We start from the raw sequence: 15710 nt of genomic DNA on the forward strand, positions 1-15710 counted from the left end.
AACACCTTAACGGCTCACCACCTTCAACAGGATCTCACCGTACACCGGCATCAGCGGGTGACGAATCAGCGCGACCAGGGCTACCGCAGCCACACCCAGCGTCAGCGGAGCCAGCCAGAGCAGGCGAGTACGCGGGAGGTAGCGCGTCAGGCGATCGACACTGGCTTTCGCGCTGCGCCACAGTCGCCAGCAGAGCCAGACCGCCAGCCACAGCAGCAGCGCCGTGCCCAGCAGCAACCACTTAAACTCACCGCTTTGCATCCCGTCAGGAATATCTATCGCCGCCCCTGCGAGGATCCCCGGCAGGAAGTAGAACGGCGGCCAGAAGACGCAGCCGATAATGTTCGGCACCACGAATTTCGCGACGGGCAGATCCAGCATCCCGGCCACCATCGGCACCAGCGGACGCGTTGGCCCGACAAAGCGCCCGACGAGGATAGTAAACATGCTGTGCTGATGCAGCGCATGCTCGGTTTTATCCAGCAAGGCTTTGTTCTTTTTCATGAACGACCAGCGGTGCAGCGGCTTTTTAAAGCGCCAGCCCAGCCAGAAGGAGATCCAGTCGCCAAGCAGGCAGCCGATAATCCCGGCCAGCCACGCCTGCCAGAAATTAACCTCGCCGCTGCCAATCAGCGCACCAAGCCCTGCCATCATTACGGTGCCGGGCAGGATTAACCCGACGAGCGCCAGTGATTCCAGAAACGCCACCAGCGCCACGGCGATGAGCGAGTACATAACGGACTGGGTAATAAAGTGTTCCAGCAATGCCTGCATAACTATTCCGGTCAGAAAACGAATCAGCGATTCTGCTTAGCGCCCCGCACCGCGTCAAGGCAACAATTGTCTGAATAGTTTACAGGTTGCTTCCCGCATTCACCTGCTTGTTTATCTTTTTTTACCGTTTATTCACATCCCGCGCGGAATTCACTCGGGCTGGCACCGGTGCATTTTTTAAATACCCGGGAGAAATAGAGCTGGTCCTCAAAGCCCACGTTGCGCCCCACGGTGGCGATGGGCATCCGGGTGGTGCTGAGCAGCAGCTTCGCCTGGCTGATGCGCTGATCCTCGCGCCAGCTCAGTACGCTGACGCCCAGCTGCTGGCGGAACAGATGCGACAGCCGCGACGGCGACAGGCAGACGTGCTGAGCAACGCTGGCGATATCAAACTGGCTATCGGCCAGGTGGTCGCTGATGTACTGGCAGGCGTCGCGCACGCGGTTATCCAGCGGCGGGTTAAGCGACTCGTTAATCGCCTCCATCCGTCGCAGCAGCAGCTGTTCAAGGAGGTTTATCGCCAGCAGTTCGGCATAGCGACCACCGGCCTGCCCCGCTTCGATAATCTGGGCAAAAAGCTCGCGAAACTGCGCAAGATGAACCTCGTCCGGGCGATAAAACCCGGTGTGTGCAAAAATAGCCGGCCAGGAAAGCCACTCCTGCCAGTAGGCGCGCGGACGGAAGTAAACCCACTGGTGATACCACTCTTTGGCATCAGGATGACGGCCATAGTGGTGGATCTCACCCGGCGGGAACAGCAGGATATCACCCGGGCGGCAGACAAACTGCTGGTCACCGTTCTTGATGATTCCTTCCCCTCGCACGGTGAGGTTGAGGATATACCCTTTCATCCCAAGCGGTCGGTCGACGTAAAAGTCGAGATATCCCTCAGCCTCGATAGGGGTCAGTCCCGCCACAAGGTGCGCGTTAAACGAGTATCCCGGCAGCAGGGGATCGTTTTGCGTTTCGGCCATAGATTCAGTTCTCCCAAGGGTCCTGAAGGAAACCAATTGTCCATATCACTAAAAGCAGCTTAAAAATGGCCCGCGTAAAGATCTAAAAAGCATCACGCCGCTTTTACGTCCGCCATGTTTCAGCCTTTCCCCCTGATTTCTTCGCCAGAGCAAGCAGATAACCAGTAACAAAAGTGTCTATAAGTGCGGCAGAAATGTCCACATTGAATATTTGCACGGCGTCACACTTTCCGTTGTAACAGCAATTTAGTCCATAAGATTAGCGGATCCTGCCTGACGACTTTTTCCCCCAGTCTCTAATGTTCTTCCATACCTGTTTTTTCGATGGAGCAACACCATGGCAATTGCGATTGGCCTCGATTTTGGCAGCGATTCGGTTCGCGCGCTGGCAGTGGACTGTACGTCCGGCCAGGAGATAGCAACCAGCGTTGAGTGGTACCCGCGCTGGCAAGAGGGGCGCTACTGTGATGCGCCGAACAATCAGTTCCGCCACCACCCGCGTGACTATATCGAGTCGATGGAAGCGGCGATCAAAACCGTCCTGGCCGAACTGACCGACGCCCAGCGATCTGAGATTGTCGGGATTGGCGTCGACAGCACCGGCTCCACGCCAGCCCCTGTGGATGCCGAAGGACGCGTGCTGGCGCTGCGCCCGGAGTTTGCCGACAACCCGAACGCCATGTTCGTGCTGTGGAAAGACCATACCGCCGTGGAAGAGGCCGAAGCCATCACCCGCCTGTGCCATCAGCCGGGCAAAACGGACTACTCGCGCTACATCGGCGGGATTTACTCCAGCGAATGGTTCTGGGCCAAGATCCTCCACGTCACCCGTGCCGACGACTCCGTTGCGCAAGCTGCCGCGTCATGGGTTGAGCTGTGCGACTGGGTGCCTGCCCTGCTCTCCGGCACCACCCGCCCGCAGGATATCCGCCGCGGTCGCTGCAGCGCCGGGCATAAATCCCTGTGGCATGAAAGCTGGGGCGGCCTGCCTCCGGCCGCGTTCTTTGATGAACTCGACCCGATTATCAACAAGAGCCTGACGTACCCGCTGTTTACCGACACCTTCACCGCCGATGTTCCCGTCGGCACCCTCTGCGAAGAGTGGGCGACGCGCCTCGGCCTGCCGCGAAACGTGGCGATCTCCGGCGGCGCCTTTGACTGCCATATGGGCGCCGTAGGCGCGGGCGCACAGCCAAACACGCTGGTGAAAGTCATCGGGACTTCCACCTGCGACATCCTGACGGCGGATAAAGCCACCGTCGGCGACCGCGCGGTGAAAGGCATCTGCGGACAGGTTGACGGCAGCGTGGTGCCGGACTTCATCGGCCTGGAAGCAGGTCAGTCCGCGTTTGGCGATATCTACGCCTGGTTTGGCCGCGTGCTGGGCTGGCCGCTGGACCAGCTGGCGGCGGCGCATCCTGAACTGAAAACACAGATAGCCGGGAGCAAAAAGCAGCTCCTGCCGCAGCTCACCGAAGCCTGGGCAAAAAATCCTTCTCTCGATCACCTCCCGGTAGTGCTGGACTGGTTTAACGGCCGTCGTACGCCGTTCGCCAACCAGCGTCTGAAAGGGGTGATCGCGGATCTCAACCTGGCAACCGACGCGCCTGCGCTGTTCGGCGGCCTGATTGCCGCAACGGCCTTCGGCGCCCGCGCGATTATGGAGTGCTTCACCGGGCAGGGCATCGACGTGAATAACGTGATGGCGCTGGGCGGTATTGCCCGTAAAAACCCGGTGATCATGCAGGCCTGCTGCGACGTGCTGAACCGTCCGCTGCAGATTGTGGCCTCCGATCAGTGCTGCGCGCTGGGCGCGGCGATTTTCGCCGCCGTGGCCGCAGGGGTCCATGCGGATATCCCGACCGCGCAGCAGCATATGGCGAGCGCCGTCGAAAATACGCTCCAGCCGCGTGCCCAGCAGGCAAAACGCTTTGAACAGCTTTATCAGCGCTACCAGCAATGGGCAAAAAGCGCCGAACTTCACTATCTCCCTGTCGCCGCCCCGGCCAAAAGCGCCGCGGACACTACGGCAACCCTGACCCATTAAGGACACGATGATGACCATTTTTAATAACTATGAAGTGTGGTTTGTGATTGGCAGCCAGCATCTGTACGGACCGGAAGCGCTGCAGCAGGTGACAAAACACGCGGAGCACGTCGTTAACGCGCTGAATGCGGAAGCCAAGCTGCCGTGCAAACTGGTGCTGAAACCGCTGGGCACAACGCCGGACGAAATCACTCACATCTGCCGCGACGCCAACTACGACGATAAATGCGCCGGTCTGGTGGTGTGGCTGCACACCTTCTCCCCCGCAAAAATGTGGATCAACGGCCTGTCTATCCTCAACAAACCGCTGCTGCAGTTCCACACCCAGTTCAACGCCTCCCTGCCGTGGGACAGCATCGACATGGACTTTATGAACCTGAACCAGACCGCGCACGGCGGCCGCGAGTTCGGCTTCATCGGCGCGCGTATGCGTCAGCAGCATGCGGTCGTGACTGGCCACTGGCAGGATGGCAAAGCGCAACAACGTATCGGCTCCTGGATGCGCCAGGCAGTCTCTAAGCAGGATACCCGCCACCTGAAAGTGGTGCGTTTCGGCGACAACATGCGTGAAGTAGCGGTCACCGACGGCGACAAAGTGGCCGCGCAGATCAAGTTCGGCTTCTCCGTGAATACCTGGGCCGTGGGCGACCTGGTGCAGGTGGTGAATGAAATCAGCGATGGCGACGTGAGCGCGCTGGTGGACGAATACGAAAGCAGCTACCGCCTGACGCCTGCGGCACAAATCAACGGCGACAAGCGTCAGAACGTGCTGGACGCGGCGCGCATCGAGCTGGGCATGAAGCGCTTCCTGGAACAGGGCGGTTTCCACGCCTTTACCACCACCTTTGAAGATCTCCACGGTCTGAAACAACTGCCGGGTCTGGCAGTACAACGCCTGATGCAGCAGGGCTACGGCTTTGCGGGCGAAGGCGACTGGAAAACTGCCGCTCTGCTTCGCATCATGAAGGTGATGTCGACCGGTCTGCAGGGCGGCACCTCCTTTATGGAGGACTACACCTACCACTTCGAAAACGGCAACGATCTGGTGCTCGGCTCACACATGCTGGAAGTCTGCCCTTCCATCGCGGTAGAGGAAAAACCGATCCTGGACGTGCAGTACCTCGGTATTGGCGGTAAAGCCGATCCGGCGCGTCTGATCTTCAACACCCGCACGGGCCCGGCCATCAACGCCAGCCTGATCGATCTCGGCGATCGTTTCCGCCTGCTGGTGAACTGCGTCGATGCGGTTGAAACCCCACATTCTCTACCGAAACTGCCGGTCGCCAACGCCCTGTGGAAAGCACAGCCGGATCTGCCGACCGCTTCAGAAGCCTGGATCCTCGCAGGTGGCGCGCATCACACCGTCTTCAGCCACGCGCTGGATCTGAACGACATGCGTCAGTTTGCCGAGCTGCACGATATCGAGCTGACCGTGATTGATAACGATACCCGCCTGCCCGCCTTTAAGGACGCGCTGCGCTGGAATGAAGTCTATTACGGTTCAAAACGCTAAAGCACGGAATGCCCGGTGGCGCCGCGTTTACCGGGCCTACGATCCTGTAGGCCGGATAAGCGAAGCGCCATCCGGCACTGGAGACAACAATGTTAGAAGAGCTCAAACGCCAGGTGCTCGAAGCCAACCTGGCGCTGCCGAAACATAATCTGGTGACCCTGACCTGGGGCAACGTCAGCGCCGTTGACCGCGAAAAAGGCGTGTTCGTGATCAAGCCTTCCGGCGTCGATTACTCGGTAATGACCGCAGACGATATGGTCGTGGTCAGCATCGAAACAGGTGAAGTGGTGGAAGGAAACAAAAAACCGTCCTCCGATACGCCGACCCACCGCCTGCTGTACCGCTCATTCCCGACCATCGGCGGTATCGTGCATACCCATTCGCGCCACGCCACCATCTGGGCGCAGGCGGGCCAGTCCATCCCGGCGACCGGCACCACCCACGCGGATTACTTTTACGGCACTATTCCCTGCACGCGTCTGATGACCGATGCAGAAATCAACGGCGAGTATGAGTGGGAAACCGGCAACGTGATCGTTGAAACCTTCGAAAAACGGGGAATCGACGCGGCGCAAATGCCCGGCGTGCTGGTGCACTCCCACGGCCCGTTTGCCTGGGGGAAAAACGCAGAAGACGCGGTGCATAACGCCATCGTGCTCGAAGAGATCGCCTATATGGGGATCTTCTGTCGCCAGCTGGCGCCGCAGCTGCCGGATATGCAGCAAACCCTGCTGGATAAGCATTACCTGCGCAAGCACGGCGCGAAGGCCTACTACGGGCAGTAAACTGTATATAAACCCAGCATTAAAATCTTAACCAGGCTATAATCAGGCCTGGTTTTGTTTTCTGGGATAACGGCGTGGCGCAGGCGCAAGAAGGCTTTTTACTGACCCGACACTGGCGGGATACCCCTCAGGGCACCGAGGTCGCGTTCTGGCTGGCGACGGACAACGGTCCGCTGCACGTTACGCTCCCCCCGCAGGAATCCGTGGCTTTTATTCCGGAAGCGCACGTCGAAAAAGTGAAAGAGCTGCTGCGCGGCGAAAACGGCTGGCGCATCACTCCGCTTGAGCTAAAAGATTTCCACCGTCAGCCGGTTTACGGCCTCTACTGTCGCGCCCATCGTCAGCTGATGCGCTATGAAAAACTGCTGCGCGAAGCAGACGTGACGCTCTACGAAGCGGATATCCGCCCACCGGAACGCTTTCTGATGGAGCGGTTTATTACCGCGCCCGTCTGGGTGGACGGCACCGCGCATAACGGCAGCCTCGTTAATGCGCGGCTGAAGCCGAACCCGCACTACCGCCCGCCGCTGAAGTGGGTATCACTGGATATCGAAACCACCCGCCACGGCGAACTGTACTGCATCGGTCTGGAAGGCTGCGGCGATCGGGTTGTCTATATGCTCGGGCCGCCGAATGGTAATGCCTCCGCGCTGGATTTCCGGCTTGAGTACGTCAACAGCCGCCCGCAGCTGCTGGAAAAGCTTAACCAGTGGTTTGCCGACTACGATCCCGACGTCCTGATCGGCTGGAACGTGGTGCAGTTCGACCTGCGCGTGCTGCAAAAGCACGCCGAGCGTTACCGCATTCCGCTGATGCTCGGGCGCGGCAACAGCGAGCTGGAATGGCGCGAGCACGGTTTTAAGAACGGCGTCTTCTTCGCACAGGCGAACGGGCGCCTGATTATCGACGGCATTGAGGCGCTGAAATCCGCCTTCTGGAACTTCTCTTCATTTTCCCTCGAAGCGGTGGCGCAGGAGCTGCTTGGTGAAGGTAAATCCATCGACAACCCCTGGGACAGAATGGACGAGATTGACCGGCGCTTTAACGAAGACAAACCGGCGCTCGCCACCTATAACCTGAAAGACTGCGAGCTGGTCACGCAGATATTCCATAAAACCGAGATTATGCCGTTCCTGCTGGAGCGCGCGACGGTGAACGGCCTGGCAGCTGACAGACACGGCGGTTCCGTGGCGGCTTTCAGCCACCTCTATTTTCCGCGGATGCACCGGGCAGGATACGTCGCCCCCAACCTTGGGGACGTGCCGCCGCAGGCCAGCCCCGGCGGATATGTCATGGACTCCCGGCCAGGATTGTATGACTCCGTTCTGGTGCTGGACTATAAAAGCCTCTACCCGTCGATAATTCGCACCTTCCTGATCGATCCCGTCGGGCTGGTTGAGGGCCTGGCCCAGCCGGATGATGAACACAGCACCGAAGGCTTCCTCGGCGCACGCTTCTCGCGGGAAAAACACTGTCTGCCTGAGATAGTGGGAAACATCTGGCACGGCCGAGATGAGGCCAAGCGCCACGGCAACAAGCCGCTATCGCAGGCGCTGAAAATCATCATGAACGCCTTTTACGGCGTGCTGGGCACCAGCGCCTGCCGCTTCTTTGACCCGCGGCTGGCGTCGTCGATCACCATGCGCGGACACGAGATCATGCGCCAGACTAAAGCGCTGATTGAGTCCCGGGGCTATGACGTCATCTACGGCGACACGGACTCCACCTTTGTATGGCTTAAGGGCACTCATTCAGAAGAAGACGCCGCGCAAATCGGTAAAGGGCTGGTCGCCTTCGTGAACGACTGGTGGCAGGAACATCTGCAGAAAGCGCGCTTAACCAGCGCGCTGGAGCTGGAATTTGAAACCCATTTTGCCCGCTTCTTAATGCCCACCATCCGCGGTACCGATCAGGGCAGCAAGAAGCGCTATGCCGGGCTGATTCAGGAAGGCGACGCGCAGCGGATGGTCTTTAAAGGGCTCGAGACAGTGCGTACCGACTGGACGCCGCTGGCCCAGCAGTTCCAGCAGACGCTTTATCTGCGGGTGTTCCGCAATGAGCCGTATCAGGACTACGTGCGCGAGACGATAGCCAGCCTGATGGCGGGCGAACTTGACGCGCAGCTGGTGTATCGCAAGCGTCTGCGCCGTCCGCTGGCGGAGTACCAGCGTAACGTTCCTCCGCACGTCCGCGCCGCGCGCCTGGCGGATGAAGAAAACGTCCGCCGCGGCCGCGCGCCGCAGTATCAGAATCGGGGGACCATCAAATACGTCTGGACGATTAACGGCCCGGAACCTGTGGATTATCAGCACTCGCCTCTGGATTATGAACACTATCTGACGCGTCAGCTTCAGCCGGTTGCCGACGGAATTTTGCCCTTCATCGACGATGATTTTGCTACACTGGTTACAGGGCAACTTGGCCTATTTTGACGCGTGACGAAATGGCTGCCATCCAGTACCATAGCGCCCTTTCCATTCCCGGACCCATTTTTCGATGACCGTTTTTTCTGACGGTAGTCGAACTATTGCCTGCAATTAAAGATTAGAGCCGAACAACTATGCCTTTTACACTTGGTCAACGCTGGATCAGCGATACAGAAAGCGAACTTGGATTAGGAACCGTCGTAGCAATCGATACGCGTATGGTTACCCTCCTCTTCCCTGCCACCGGTGAAAACCGTCTGTACGCTCGCAATGACTCCCCTGTAACCCGCGTGATGTTTAATCCGGGTGACACCGTGACCAGCCATGACGGCTGGCAGCTCAAGATTGAAGACGTAAAAGAAGAGAATGGACTGCTCGCCTACATCGGGACTCGCCTGGACACCGACGAGTCAAATGTCATCCTGCGTGAAGTGTTGCTCGACAGCAAGCTGGTGTTCAGCAAGCCGCAGGACCGCCTGTTTGCCGGGCAAATCGACCGTATGGATCGCTTCTCCCTGCGCTATCGCGCGCGTAAGTTCCAGAGTGAACAGTACCGCATGCCGTGGAGCGGCCTGCGCGGCCAGCGCACCAGCCTGATCCCCCACCAGCTGAACATCGCCCATGACGTGGGCCGTCGTCACGCGCCGCGCGTGCTGCTGGCAGATGAGGTGGGCCTGGGTAAAACCATTGAAGCGGGCATGATCCTGCATCAACAGCTGCTTTCCGGCGCTGCCGAACGCGTGCTGATTGTGGTGCCAGAAACCCTGCAGCACCAGTGGCTGGTTGAAATGCTGCGCCGCTTTAACCTGCGTTTCTCCCTGTTCGACGACGAACGCTATGCCGAAGCGCAGCATGATGCGGACAACCCTTTTGAAACCGAACAGCTGGTGATCTGTTCCCTGGACTTCGTGCGCCGCAGCAAGCAGCGTCTAGAGCACCTGTGCGATGCCGAGTGGGATTTGATGGTGGTCGACGAAGCGCACCACCTGGTCTGGAGTGAAGACGCGCCGAGCCGCGAATATATGGCTATCGAGCAGCTTGCCGAGCGCGTGCCTGGCGTCCTGCTGCTGACCGCAACGCCGGAACAGCTGGGTCTGGAAAGCCACTTCGCCCGTCTGCGCCTGCTCGATCCAAACCGTTTCCACGACTTCGGGCAGTTTGTGGAAGAACAGAATAACTACCGTCCGGTTGCGGATGCCGTCGCGCTGCTGCTGGCGGGCAAGCGTCTTTCTGATGATGAACTCAACACCCTGAGCGATCTGATTGGCGAGCAGGATATCGAGCCGCTGCTGCAGGCCGCTAACAGCGACAGCGAGAACGCGGAATCCGCGCGTAAAGAACTTATCGACATGCTGATGGATCGCCACGGCACCAGCCGCGTCCTGTTCCGTAACACCCGTAACGGTGTGAAAGGGTTCCCGAAACGCGAGCTGCACACCATCAAGCTGCCGCTGCCGACGCAATATCAGACGGCCATTAAAGTTTCCGGCATTATGGGCGCGCGCAAAACGCAGGAAGAGCGCGCTCGCGACATGCTCTACCCGGAACAAATCTACCAGGAATTTGAAGGCGATACCGGCACCTGGTGGAACTTCGATCCGCGCGTAGAGTGGCTGATGGGCTACCTGACCGCGCACCGTTCCCAGAAGGTGCTGGTGATCTGCGCCAAGGCGGCCACCGCGCTGCAGCTGGAGCAGGTCCTGCGCGAGCGCGAAGGCATTCGCGCCGCCGTGTTCCACGAAGGCATGTCCATCGTTGAACGCGACCGCGCCGCAGCGTGGTTTGCCGAAGAGGACAGCGGCGCTCAGGTTATGCTGTGCTCTGAAATCGGTTCTGAAGGCCGTAACTTCCAGTTCGCCAGCAACCTGGTGATGTTCGATCTGCCGTTCAACCCCGATCTGCTGGAGCAGCGTATCGGCCGTCTGGATCGTATCGGTCAGGCCCATGATATTCAGATCCACGTGCCGTATCTGGAAAAAACGGCCCAGTCCGTGCTGGTGCGCTGGTTCCACGAAGGTCTGGACGCGTTTGAACATACCTGCCCGACCGGCCGCACCATTTACGATCAGGTGCATGGCGATCTGATCGGCTACCTGGCCGCGCCGGAAAACACCGACGGCTTTGACGATCTGATTAAGTCCTGTCGTGAGAAGCACGACGCGCTAAAAGCGCAGCTGGAACAGGGCCGCGACCGCCTGCTTGAGATCCACTCCAACGGCGGTGAAAAAGCGCAGGCGCTTGCCGAAAGTATTGAAGAACAAGATGATGACACCAGTCTGATCAGCTTCTCCATGAACCTGTTCGACATCGTCGGCATCAACCAGGACGACCGCGGCGAGAACCTGATTGTCCTGACCCCGTCGGATCACATGCTGGTTCCGGATTTCCCGGGCTTGCCGGAAGATGGCTGTACCATCACCTTCGAGCGTGATGTGGCGCTGTCCCGCGAAGATGCCCAGTTTATCACCTGGGAACACCCGCTGATCCGTAACGGGCTGGACCTGATCCTCTCCGGCGATACCGGCAGCAGCACCATCTCCCTGTTGAAGAACAAGGCGCTGCCGGTGGGTACCCTGCTGCTAGAGCTGATCTACGTTGTGGAAGCGCAGGCGCCGAAACAGCTTCAGCTCAACCGCTTCCTGCCGCCAACACCTGTCCGCCTGCTGCTGGACAAAAACGGTACGAACCTGGCGGGACAGGTTGAATTCGAGAGCTTCAACCGACAGCTGAGCGCGGTGAACCGCCATACCGGCAGCAAGCTGGTTAACGCGGTCCAGCAGGACGTGCATGCCATTCTCCAGCAGGGTGAAACCCAGATTGAAAAAGCGGCCAGAGCGCTGATTGACGCCGCGCGCAGTGAAGCCGACGAGAAACTGTCTGCAGAGCTGTCGCGTCTGGAGGCGTTGAAGGCCGTGAACCCGAACATCCGTGACGACGAGCTGGCGGCGATTGAAAGCAACCGTCAGCAGGTGCTGGAAAGCCTGGATCAGGCAAGCTGGCGCCTGGATGCCCTGCGTCTTATCGTTGTGACGCATCAGTAAACGGAGCGCAAGATGGTGATGGAGCCGTACAATCCGCCGCAGGATCCCTGGCTGGTCATTCTGTATCAGGATGAACACATTATGGTGGTCAACAAGCCCAGCGGGCTGTTGTCCGTGCCGGGTCGTCTGGACGAGCACAAAGACAGCGTGATGACGCGCATTCAGCGCGATTATCCTCAGGCGGAGTCTGTCCATCGCCTGGACATGGCGACCAGCGGCGTGATTGTGGTGGCGCTGAACAAAGCGGCGGAACGCGAGCTGAAGCGCCAGTTCCGCGAGCGCGAGCCGAAGAAGCAGTATGTCGCCCGCGTCTGGGGTCACCCGGCGCAGGCCGAAGGGCTGGTGGATTTACCGCTGATCTGCGACTGGCCGAACCGGCCAAAGCAGAAGGTGTGTTATGAAAGCGGCAAGGCCGCGCAGACCGAGTATGAAGTGCTTGAGTACGCGCCGGATAATACCGCGCGCGTCCTGCTAAAGCCGATTACCGGACGCTCGCACCAGCTGCGCGTGCATATGCTTGCGCTGGGTCATCCGATTCTGGGCGACAGGTTTTACGCGCCGCCTGAAGCGCTGGCCTTAGCGCCACGTCTGCAGCTGCACGCGCAGACGCTCACCATCACCCATCCGGCCTTCGGTAACGCGATGACGTTTAAAGCCCCGGTGGACTTCTAAGAAAAAGCCCGACATCGTCGGGCTTTTTCTATTTGAAACCTTTCTTCTCTTTAATCAGTTCGTACGCTTTCTGAATTTCCTGCGCTTTTTGCTTTGCCATCTCCATCATTTCTGGCGGTAAGCCTTTCGCGACCAGCTTGTCCGGATGGTGCTCGCTCATAAGCTTACGATAGGCACGTTTGATCGTGGTCTGATCGTCAGAGGGCTTAACGCCAAGCACATTGCAGGCATCTTCCAGCGTTGGACCACGCTGCGCCTGCTGCCAGGCACCGCCGGACGACTGCTGGTGATAGCCACCGCCAAACTGTGCCCCGCCCTGCATCATGCGCAGGAACTGGTCGAACTGCATGCGGGAGATGCCCAGCTCTTCCGCAATGACGTACAGCACGTCACGTTCATTAGGGTGTAGTGAACCGTCCGCGAAGGCCGCCTGGATTTGAATTTCCAGAAACATCCGAATTAAATCAAAACGTCCAAAACAGATGCTGCGGAACTGACGCATTTTTTCGCGAAGCGGATAGTTATCGGATTTCCCGATGCGAAACGCATTTTGCGCTTCCAGACGGGAGTCGCCGTGCAGGTTCATGCGATCCATAAAAACGCTGGCAATCTGAATATCGGCTTCTGTGACACGCCCTTTGGATTTGGTTAAGTGCCCCATGACCTCAAAGGTGGTGGAGAAAAAGAGTGACTGACGCTCGCGCTGATTGGCAAACCAGGCCATTTTGCGGCTGCGCGCCTTATCAAACATATGGCCAATAATAAGCCCCAGCACAATTCCCCAGAACCCGGCACCCATGATGATGGCGAACGCAACGCCGATTATTTTACCCCAATACTGCATATACTCCCCGGATAGTCATATTCCTTGCCGACGCAACGTCATCATCACTGTGTTCAAGTCACGGTCAATTGAAGGACATCGCCTATAATTTGCTTTATCATACTCGTCATTCGATAGCGAGCCTAACACTCTGGCACGCAAACGGGCAGGATTAACGCTGGTACTGCGCAGATGAGTAAGATAGTCTCTGAGCGTTTATAAGCCGTAGCCACTGATGACGGAACAATAAAATACAACGTATGAAAAAACGTATCCCCACCCTCCTGGCCACAATGATTGGCTCCGCCCTGTACAGTCAACAGGGTCTGGCGGCCGATCTCGCCTCGCAGTGTATGCTTGGCGTCCCAAGTTATAATCGCCCACTGGTGAGTGGCGATACAAATAGCTTGCCGGTAACTATTACTGCCGACAGTTCAAAAGGGACTTACCCTGACAATGCCACGTTTACGGGCAATGTCGATATTAACCAGGGCAATAGCCGCCTGCAGGCAGATGAAGTGCAACTGCACCAGAAACAACCGGAAGGTGCGGCCGAGCCGGTACGAACGGTGGATGCGCTGGGTAATGTGCACTATGACGACAATCAGGTCATCCTGAAAGGTCCGAAAGCCTGGTCAAACCTGAATACGAAAGATACCAACGTCTGGAAAGGTGATTACCAGATGGTGGGTCGCCAGGGGCGCGGTGACGCAGACCTGATGAAACAGCGCGGTGAAAACCGCTATACGATCCTGGAAAACGGTACGTTCACGTCATGTCTGCCGGGTTCAAATACCTGGAGCGTGGTCGGGAGCGAGGTTATCCATGACCGCGAAGAACAGGTCGCAGAGATCTGGAACGCCCGCTTCAAGCTGGGTCCGGTGCCCATATTCTATAGCCCTTATCTGCAGCTTCCCGTGGGTGACAAACGTCGCTCCGGTTTCCTGATCCCGAATGCCAAATACAGCACCACGAACTACTTTGAGTTCTACCTGCCGTATTACTGGAACATCGCGCCAAACATGGATGCGACGATCACGCCGCACTATATCCACAAGCGCGGCAACATCATGTGGGAGAATGAGTTCCGCTATCTGACCCAGGCTGGTGCGGGTCTGATGGAGCTGGATTATCTGCCGTCGGATAAAGTTTTCCAGGACGAGCATCCAACCGAAGGCGATAAGCACCGCTGGATGTATTTCTGGCAGCATTCCGGGGTGATGGACAAGGTCTGGCGTTTCAACGTCAACTACACCAAAGTCAGTGACCCGAACTACTTCAATGATTTCTCATCCAAATACGGTTCGAGTACCGATGGCTATGCCACACAGATTTTCAGCGTTGGCTACGCGGTTCAGAACTTCGATGCGACGGTAACCAACAAACAGTTCCAGGTATTCTCCAGCCAGACGGCAAGTACCTATGGCGCCGAGCCTCAGCTGGACGTTAACTGGTACCAGAATGACGTGGGTCCGTTCGACACTCGTATTTATGGCCAGGCCGTGCATTTTGTGAACACCAATTCCAATATGCCGGAAGCCACCCGTGTTCACCTGGAGCCCGTTATCAACTTGCCATGGTCGAATGACTGGGCAAGCCTGAATACGGAAGCCAAGCTGATGGCGACCCATTATCAGCAAAAAAATATTGATGATTACAATACCAGCAACAACGCCCATCTTGAGGAATCCGTAAACCGTACGCTTCCGCAGTTCAAAATGGACGGTAAGCTGATCTTCGAACGCAATATGGCACTTCTGGCGGATGGCTATACCCAGACGCTGGAGCCACGTATGCAGTACCTGTACGTGCCTTATCGCGACCAGAGCAACATCAATAACTACGACTCCTCTTTACTGCAATCTGACTATAGCGGCCTGTTCCGCGATCGTACCTACGGCGGCCTTGACCGCATCGCCTCAGCGAACCAGTTAACGACCGGGGTCACATCGCGCGTTTATGATGACGCTGCCGTTGAACGTTTTAACGTTTCTGTTGGTCAAATCTACTATTTCACCGAGTCTCGCACGGGCGATGACAATATTAAGTGGGAGAAAGATAACAAGACAGGTTCGCTGATTTGGGCTGGTGACACCTACTGGCGTATGACCGATCGTTGGGGTCTGCGCGGCGGCGTCCAATATGACACCCGTCTCGACAATATCGCCAACAGTACGGCGGCGATTGAGTATCGCCGGGATGAAGATCGTATGGTGCAGTTGACCTATCGTTATGCCAGCCCGGAATATATTCAGGCGACGCTACCGAACTATGGTACTGCCGAGCAGTATAAAGACGGTATTTCGCAGGTGGGTGGCGCAGCGAGTTGGCCAATCGCCGACCGCTGGTCAATCGTAGGCGCGTACTACTTCGACACTAACGCCAATAAAGCTGCTGACCAGATGGTGGGCCTGCAGTATAACTCCTGCTGTTACGCGCTGCGTCTCGGCTACGAACGTAAGCTTAACGGCTGGGAAAACAATCAGAGCAAATACGATAACGTGATTGGCTTTAACTTCGAGTTACGCGGCCTGAGTTCCAACTACGGCCTGGGTACTCAGAAAATGCTGCGCTCGAATATTCTGCCGTACAGTAGCGCCTTGTAATGTGCTTGATTTGCAACGTAATCCGCTTTGCGGTTAATTGAAATGGAAA

10 protein-coding genes are annotated in these 15710 nt (G+C 57.7%); 7 read left to right on the forward strand and 3 right to left on the reverse strand.

Features of this window, described 5'->3' with window-relative positions:
- Positions 1 to 6: 6 nt before the first annotated feature.
- Positions 7 to 774 (reverse strand): DedA family protein, encoded by a 768-nt coding sequence (locus LRM19_RS11215; RefSeq protein ID WP_111964056.1) that lies wholly within the window; start codon positions 772 to 774, stop codon positions 7 to 9.
- 128 nt (positions 775 to 902) lie between these two features.
- A complete protein-coding gene (araC, locus tag LRM19_RS11220) occupies positions 903 to 1748 on the reverse strand; it encodes an arabinose operon transcriptional regulator AraC (protein WP_023310373.1) in 846 nt (281 codons plus the stop codon).
- Positions 1749 to 2085: 337 nt separating this feature from the next.
- On the opposite strand from araC, the gene araB reads away from it, so the two are divergent.
- From araB to rluA, 6 genes are all read left to right on the forward strand, one after another.
- Positions 2086 to 3795 (forward strand): ribulokinase, encoded by a 1710-nt coding sequence (araB, locus tag LRM19_RS11225; protein WP_271368854.1) that lies wholly within the window; start codon positions 2086 to 2088, stop codon positions 3793 to 3795.
- A 10-nt stretch (positions 3796 to 3805) separates the two neighbouring features.
- Positions 3806 to 5308: an L-arabinose isomerase gene (gene araA, locus LRM19_RS11230; protein WP_032649842.1), complete on the forward strand. Its 1503-nt coding sequence runs from the start codon at positions 3806 to 3808 to the stop codon at positions 5306 to 5308.
- A gap of 89 nt (positions 5309 to 5397) precedes the next feature.
- Positions 5398 to 6093, forward strand: a complete 696-nt coding sequence (gene araD, locus LRM19_RS11235) for an L-ribulose-5-phosphate 4-epimerase (RefSeq protein ID WP_133293763.1) — start codon at positions 5398 to 5400, stop codon at positions 6091 to 6093.
- 74 nt (positions 6094 to 6167) lie between these two features.
- Positions 6168 to 8525: a DNA polymerase II gene (gene polB, locus LRM19_RS11240; protein WP_271368857.1), complete on the forward strand. Its 2358-nt coding sequence runs from the start codon at positions 6168 to 6170 to the stop codon at positions 8523 to 8525.
- A 128-nt stretch (positions 8526 to 8653) separates the two neighbouring features.
- Entirely contained in the window at positions 8654 to 11560 is a 2907-nt protein-coding gene (gene rapA, locus LRM19_RS11245) for an RNA polymerase-associated protein RapA (RefSeq protein ID WP_115876456.1), read from the forward strand.
- Between the two features lie 12 nt (positions 11561 to 11572).
- A complete protein-coding gene (gene rluA / locus LRM19_RS11250) occupies positions 11573 to 12232 on the forward strand; it encodes a bifunctional tRNA pseudouridine(32) synthase/23S rRNA pseudouridine(746) synthase RluA (protein WP_271368858.1) in 660 nt (219 codons plus the stop codon).
- 28 nt (positions 12233 to 12260) lie between these two features.
- Here rluA and djlA read toward each other — a convergent pair whose 3' ends face one another.
- Positions 12261 to 13076, reverse strand: coding sequence for a co-chaperone DjlA (gene djlA / locus LRM19_RS11255; protein WP_008502016.1), 816 nt, complete (start codon positions 13074 to 13076; stop codon positions 12261 to 12263).
- A 239-nt stretch (positions 13077 to 13315) separates the two neighbouring features.
- Between djlA and lptD the strand changes: the two genes are divergently transcribed.
- Positions 13316 to 15661: an LPS assembly protein LptD gene (gene lptD / locus LRM19_RS11260; protein ID WP_271368860.1), complete on the forward strand. Its 2346-nt coding sequence runs from the start codon at positions 13316 to 13318 to the stop codon at positions 15659 to 15661.
- The last annotated feature ends 49 nt before the right edge of the window (positions 15662 to 15710 follow it).

The organism is Enterobacter sp. PI-10 (genome assembly GCF_027947695.1).
Lineage (GTDB): Bacteria > Pseudomonadota > Gammaproteobacteria > Enterobacterales > Enterobacteriaceae > Enterobacter > Enterobacter vonholyi.

Coding starts and splice junctions, on each gene's coding strand:
- araA (WP_032649842.1), top strand. CDS start 3,806: ATGACCATTTTTAATAACTATGAAGTGTGGTTTGTGATTGGCAGCCAG.
- LRM19_RS11215 (WP_111964056.1), bottom strand. CDS start 774: ATGCAGGCATTGCTGGAACACTTTATTACCCAGTCCGTTATGTACTCG.
- araC (WP_023310373.1), bottom strand. CDS start 1,748: ATGGCCGAAACGCAAAACGATCCCCTGCTGCCGGGATACTCGTTTAAC.
- araB (WP_271368854.1), top strand. CDS start 2,086: ATGGCAATTGCGATTGGCCTCGATTTTGGCAGCGATTCGGTTCGCGCG.
- lptD (WP_271368860.1), top strand. CDS start 13,316: ATGAAAAAACGTATCCCCACCCTCCTGGCCACAATGATTGGCTCCGCC.
- rapA (WP_115876456.1), top strand. CDS start 8,654: ATGCCTTTTACACTTGGTCAACGCTGGATCAGCGATACAGAAAGCGAA.
- djlA (WP_008502016.1), bottom strand. CDS start 13,076: ATGCAGTATTGGGGTAAAATAATCGGCGTTGCGTTCGCCATCATCATG.
- rluA (WP_271368858.1), top strand. CDS start 11,573: ATGGTGATGGAGCCGTACAATCCGCCGCAGGATCCCTGGCTGGTCATT.
- araD (WP_133293763.1), top strand. CDS start 5,398: ATGTTAGAAGAGCTCAAACGCCAGGTGCTCGAAGCCAACCTGGCGCTG.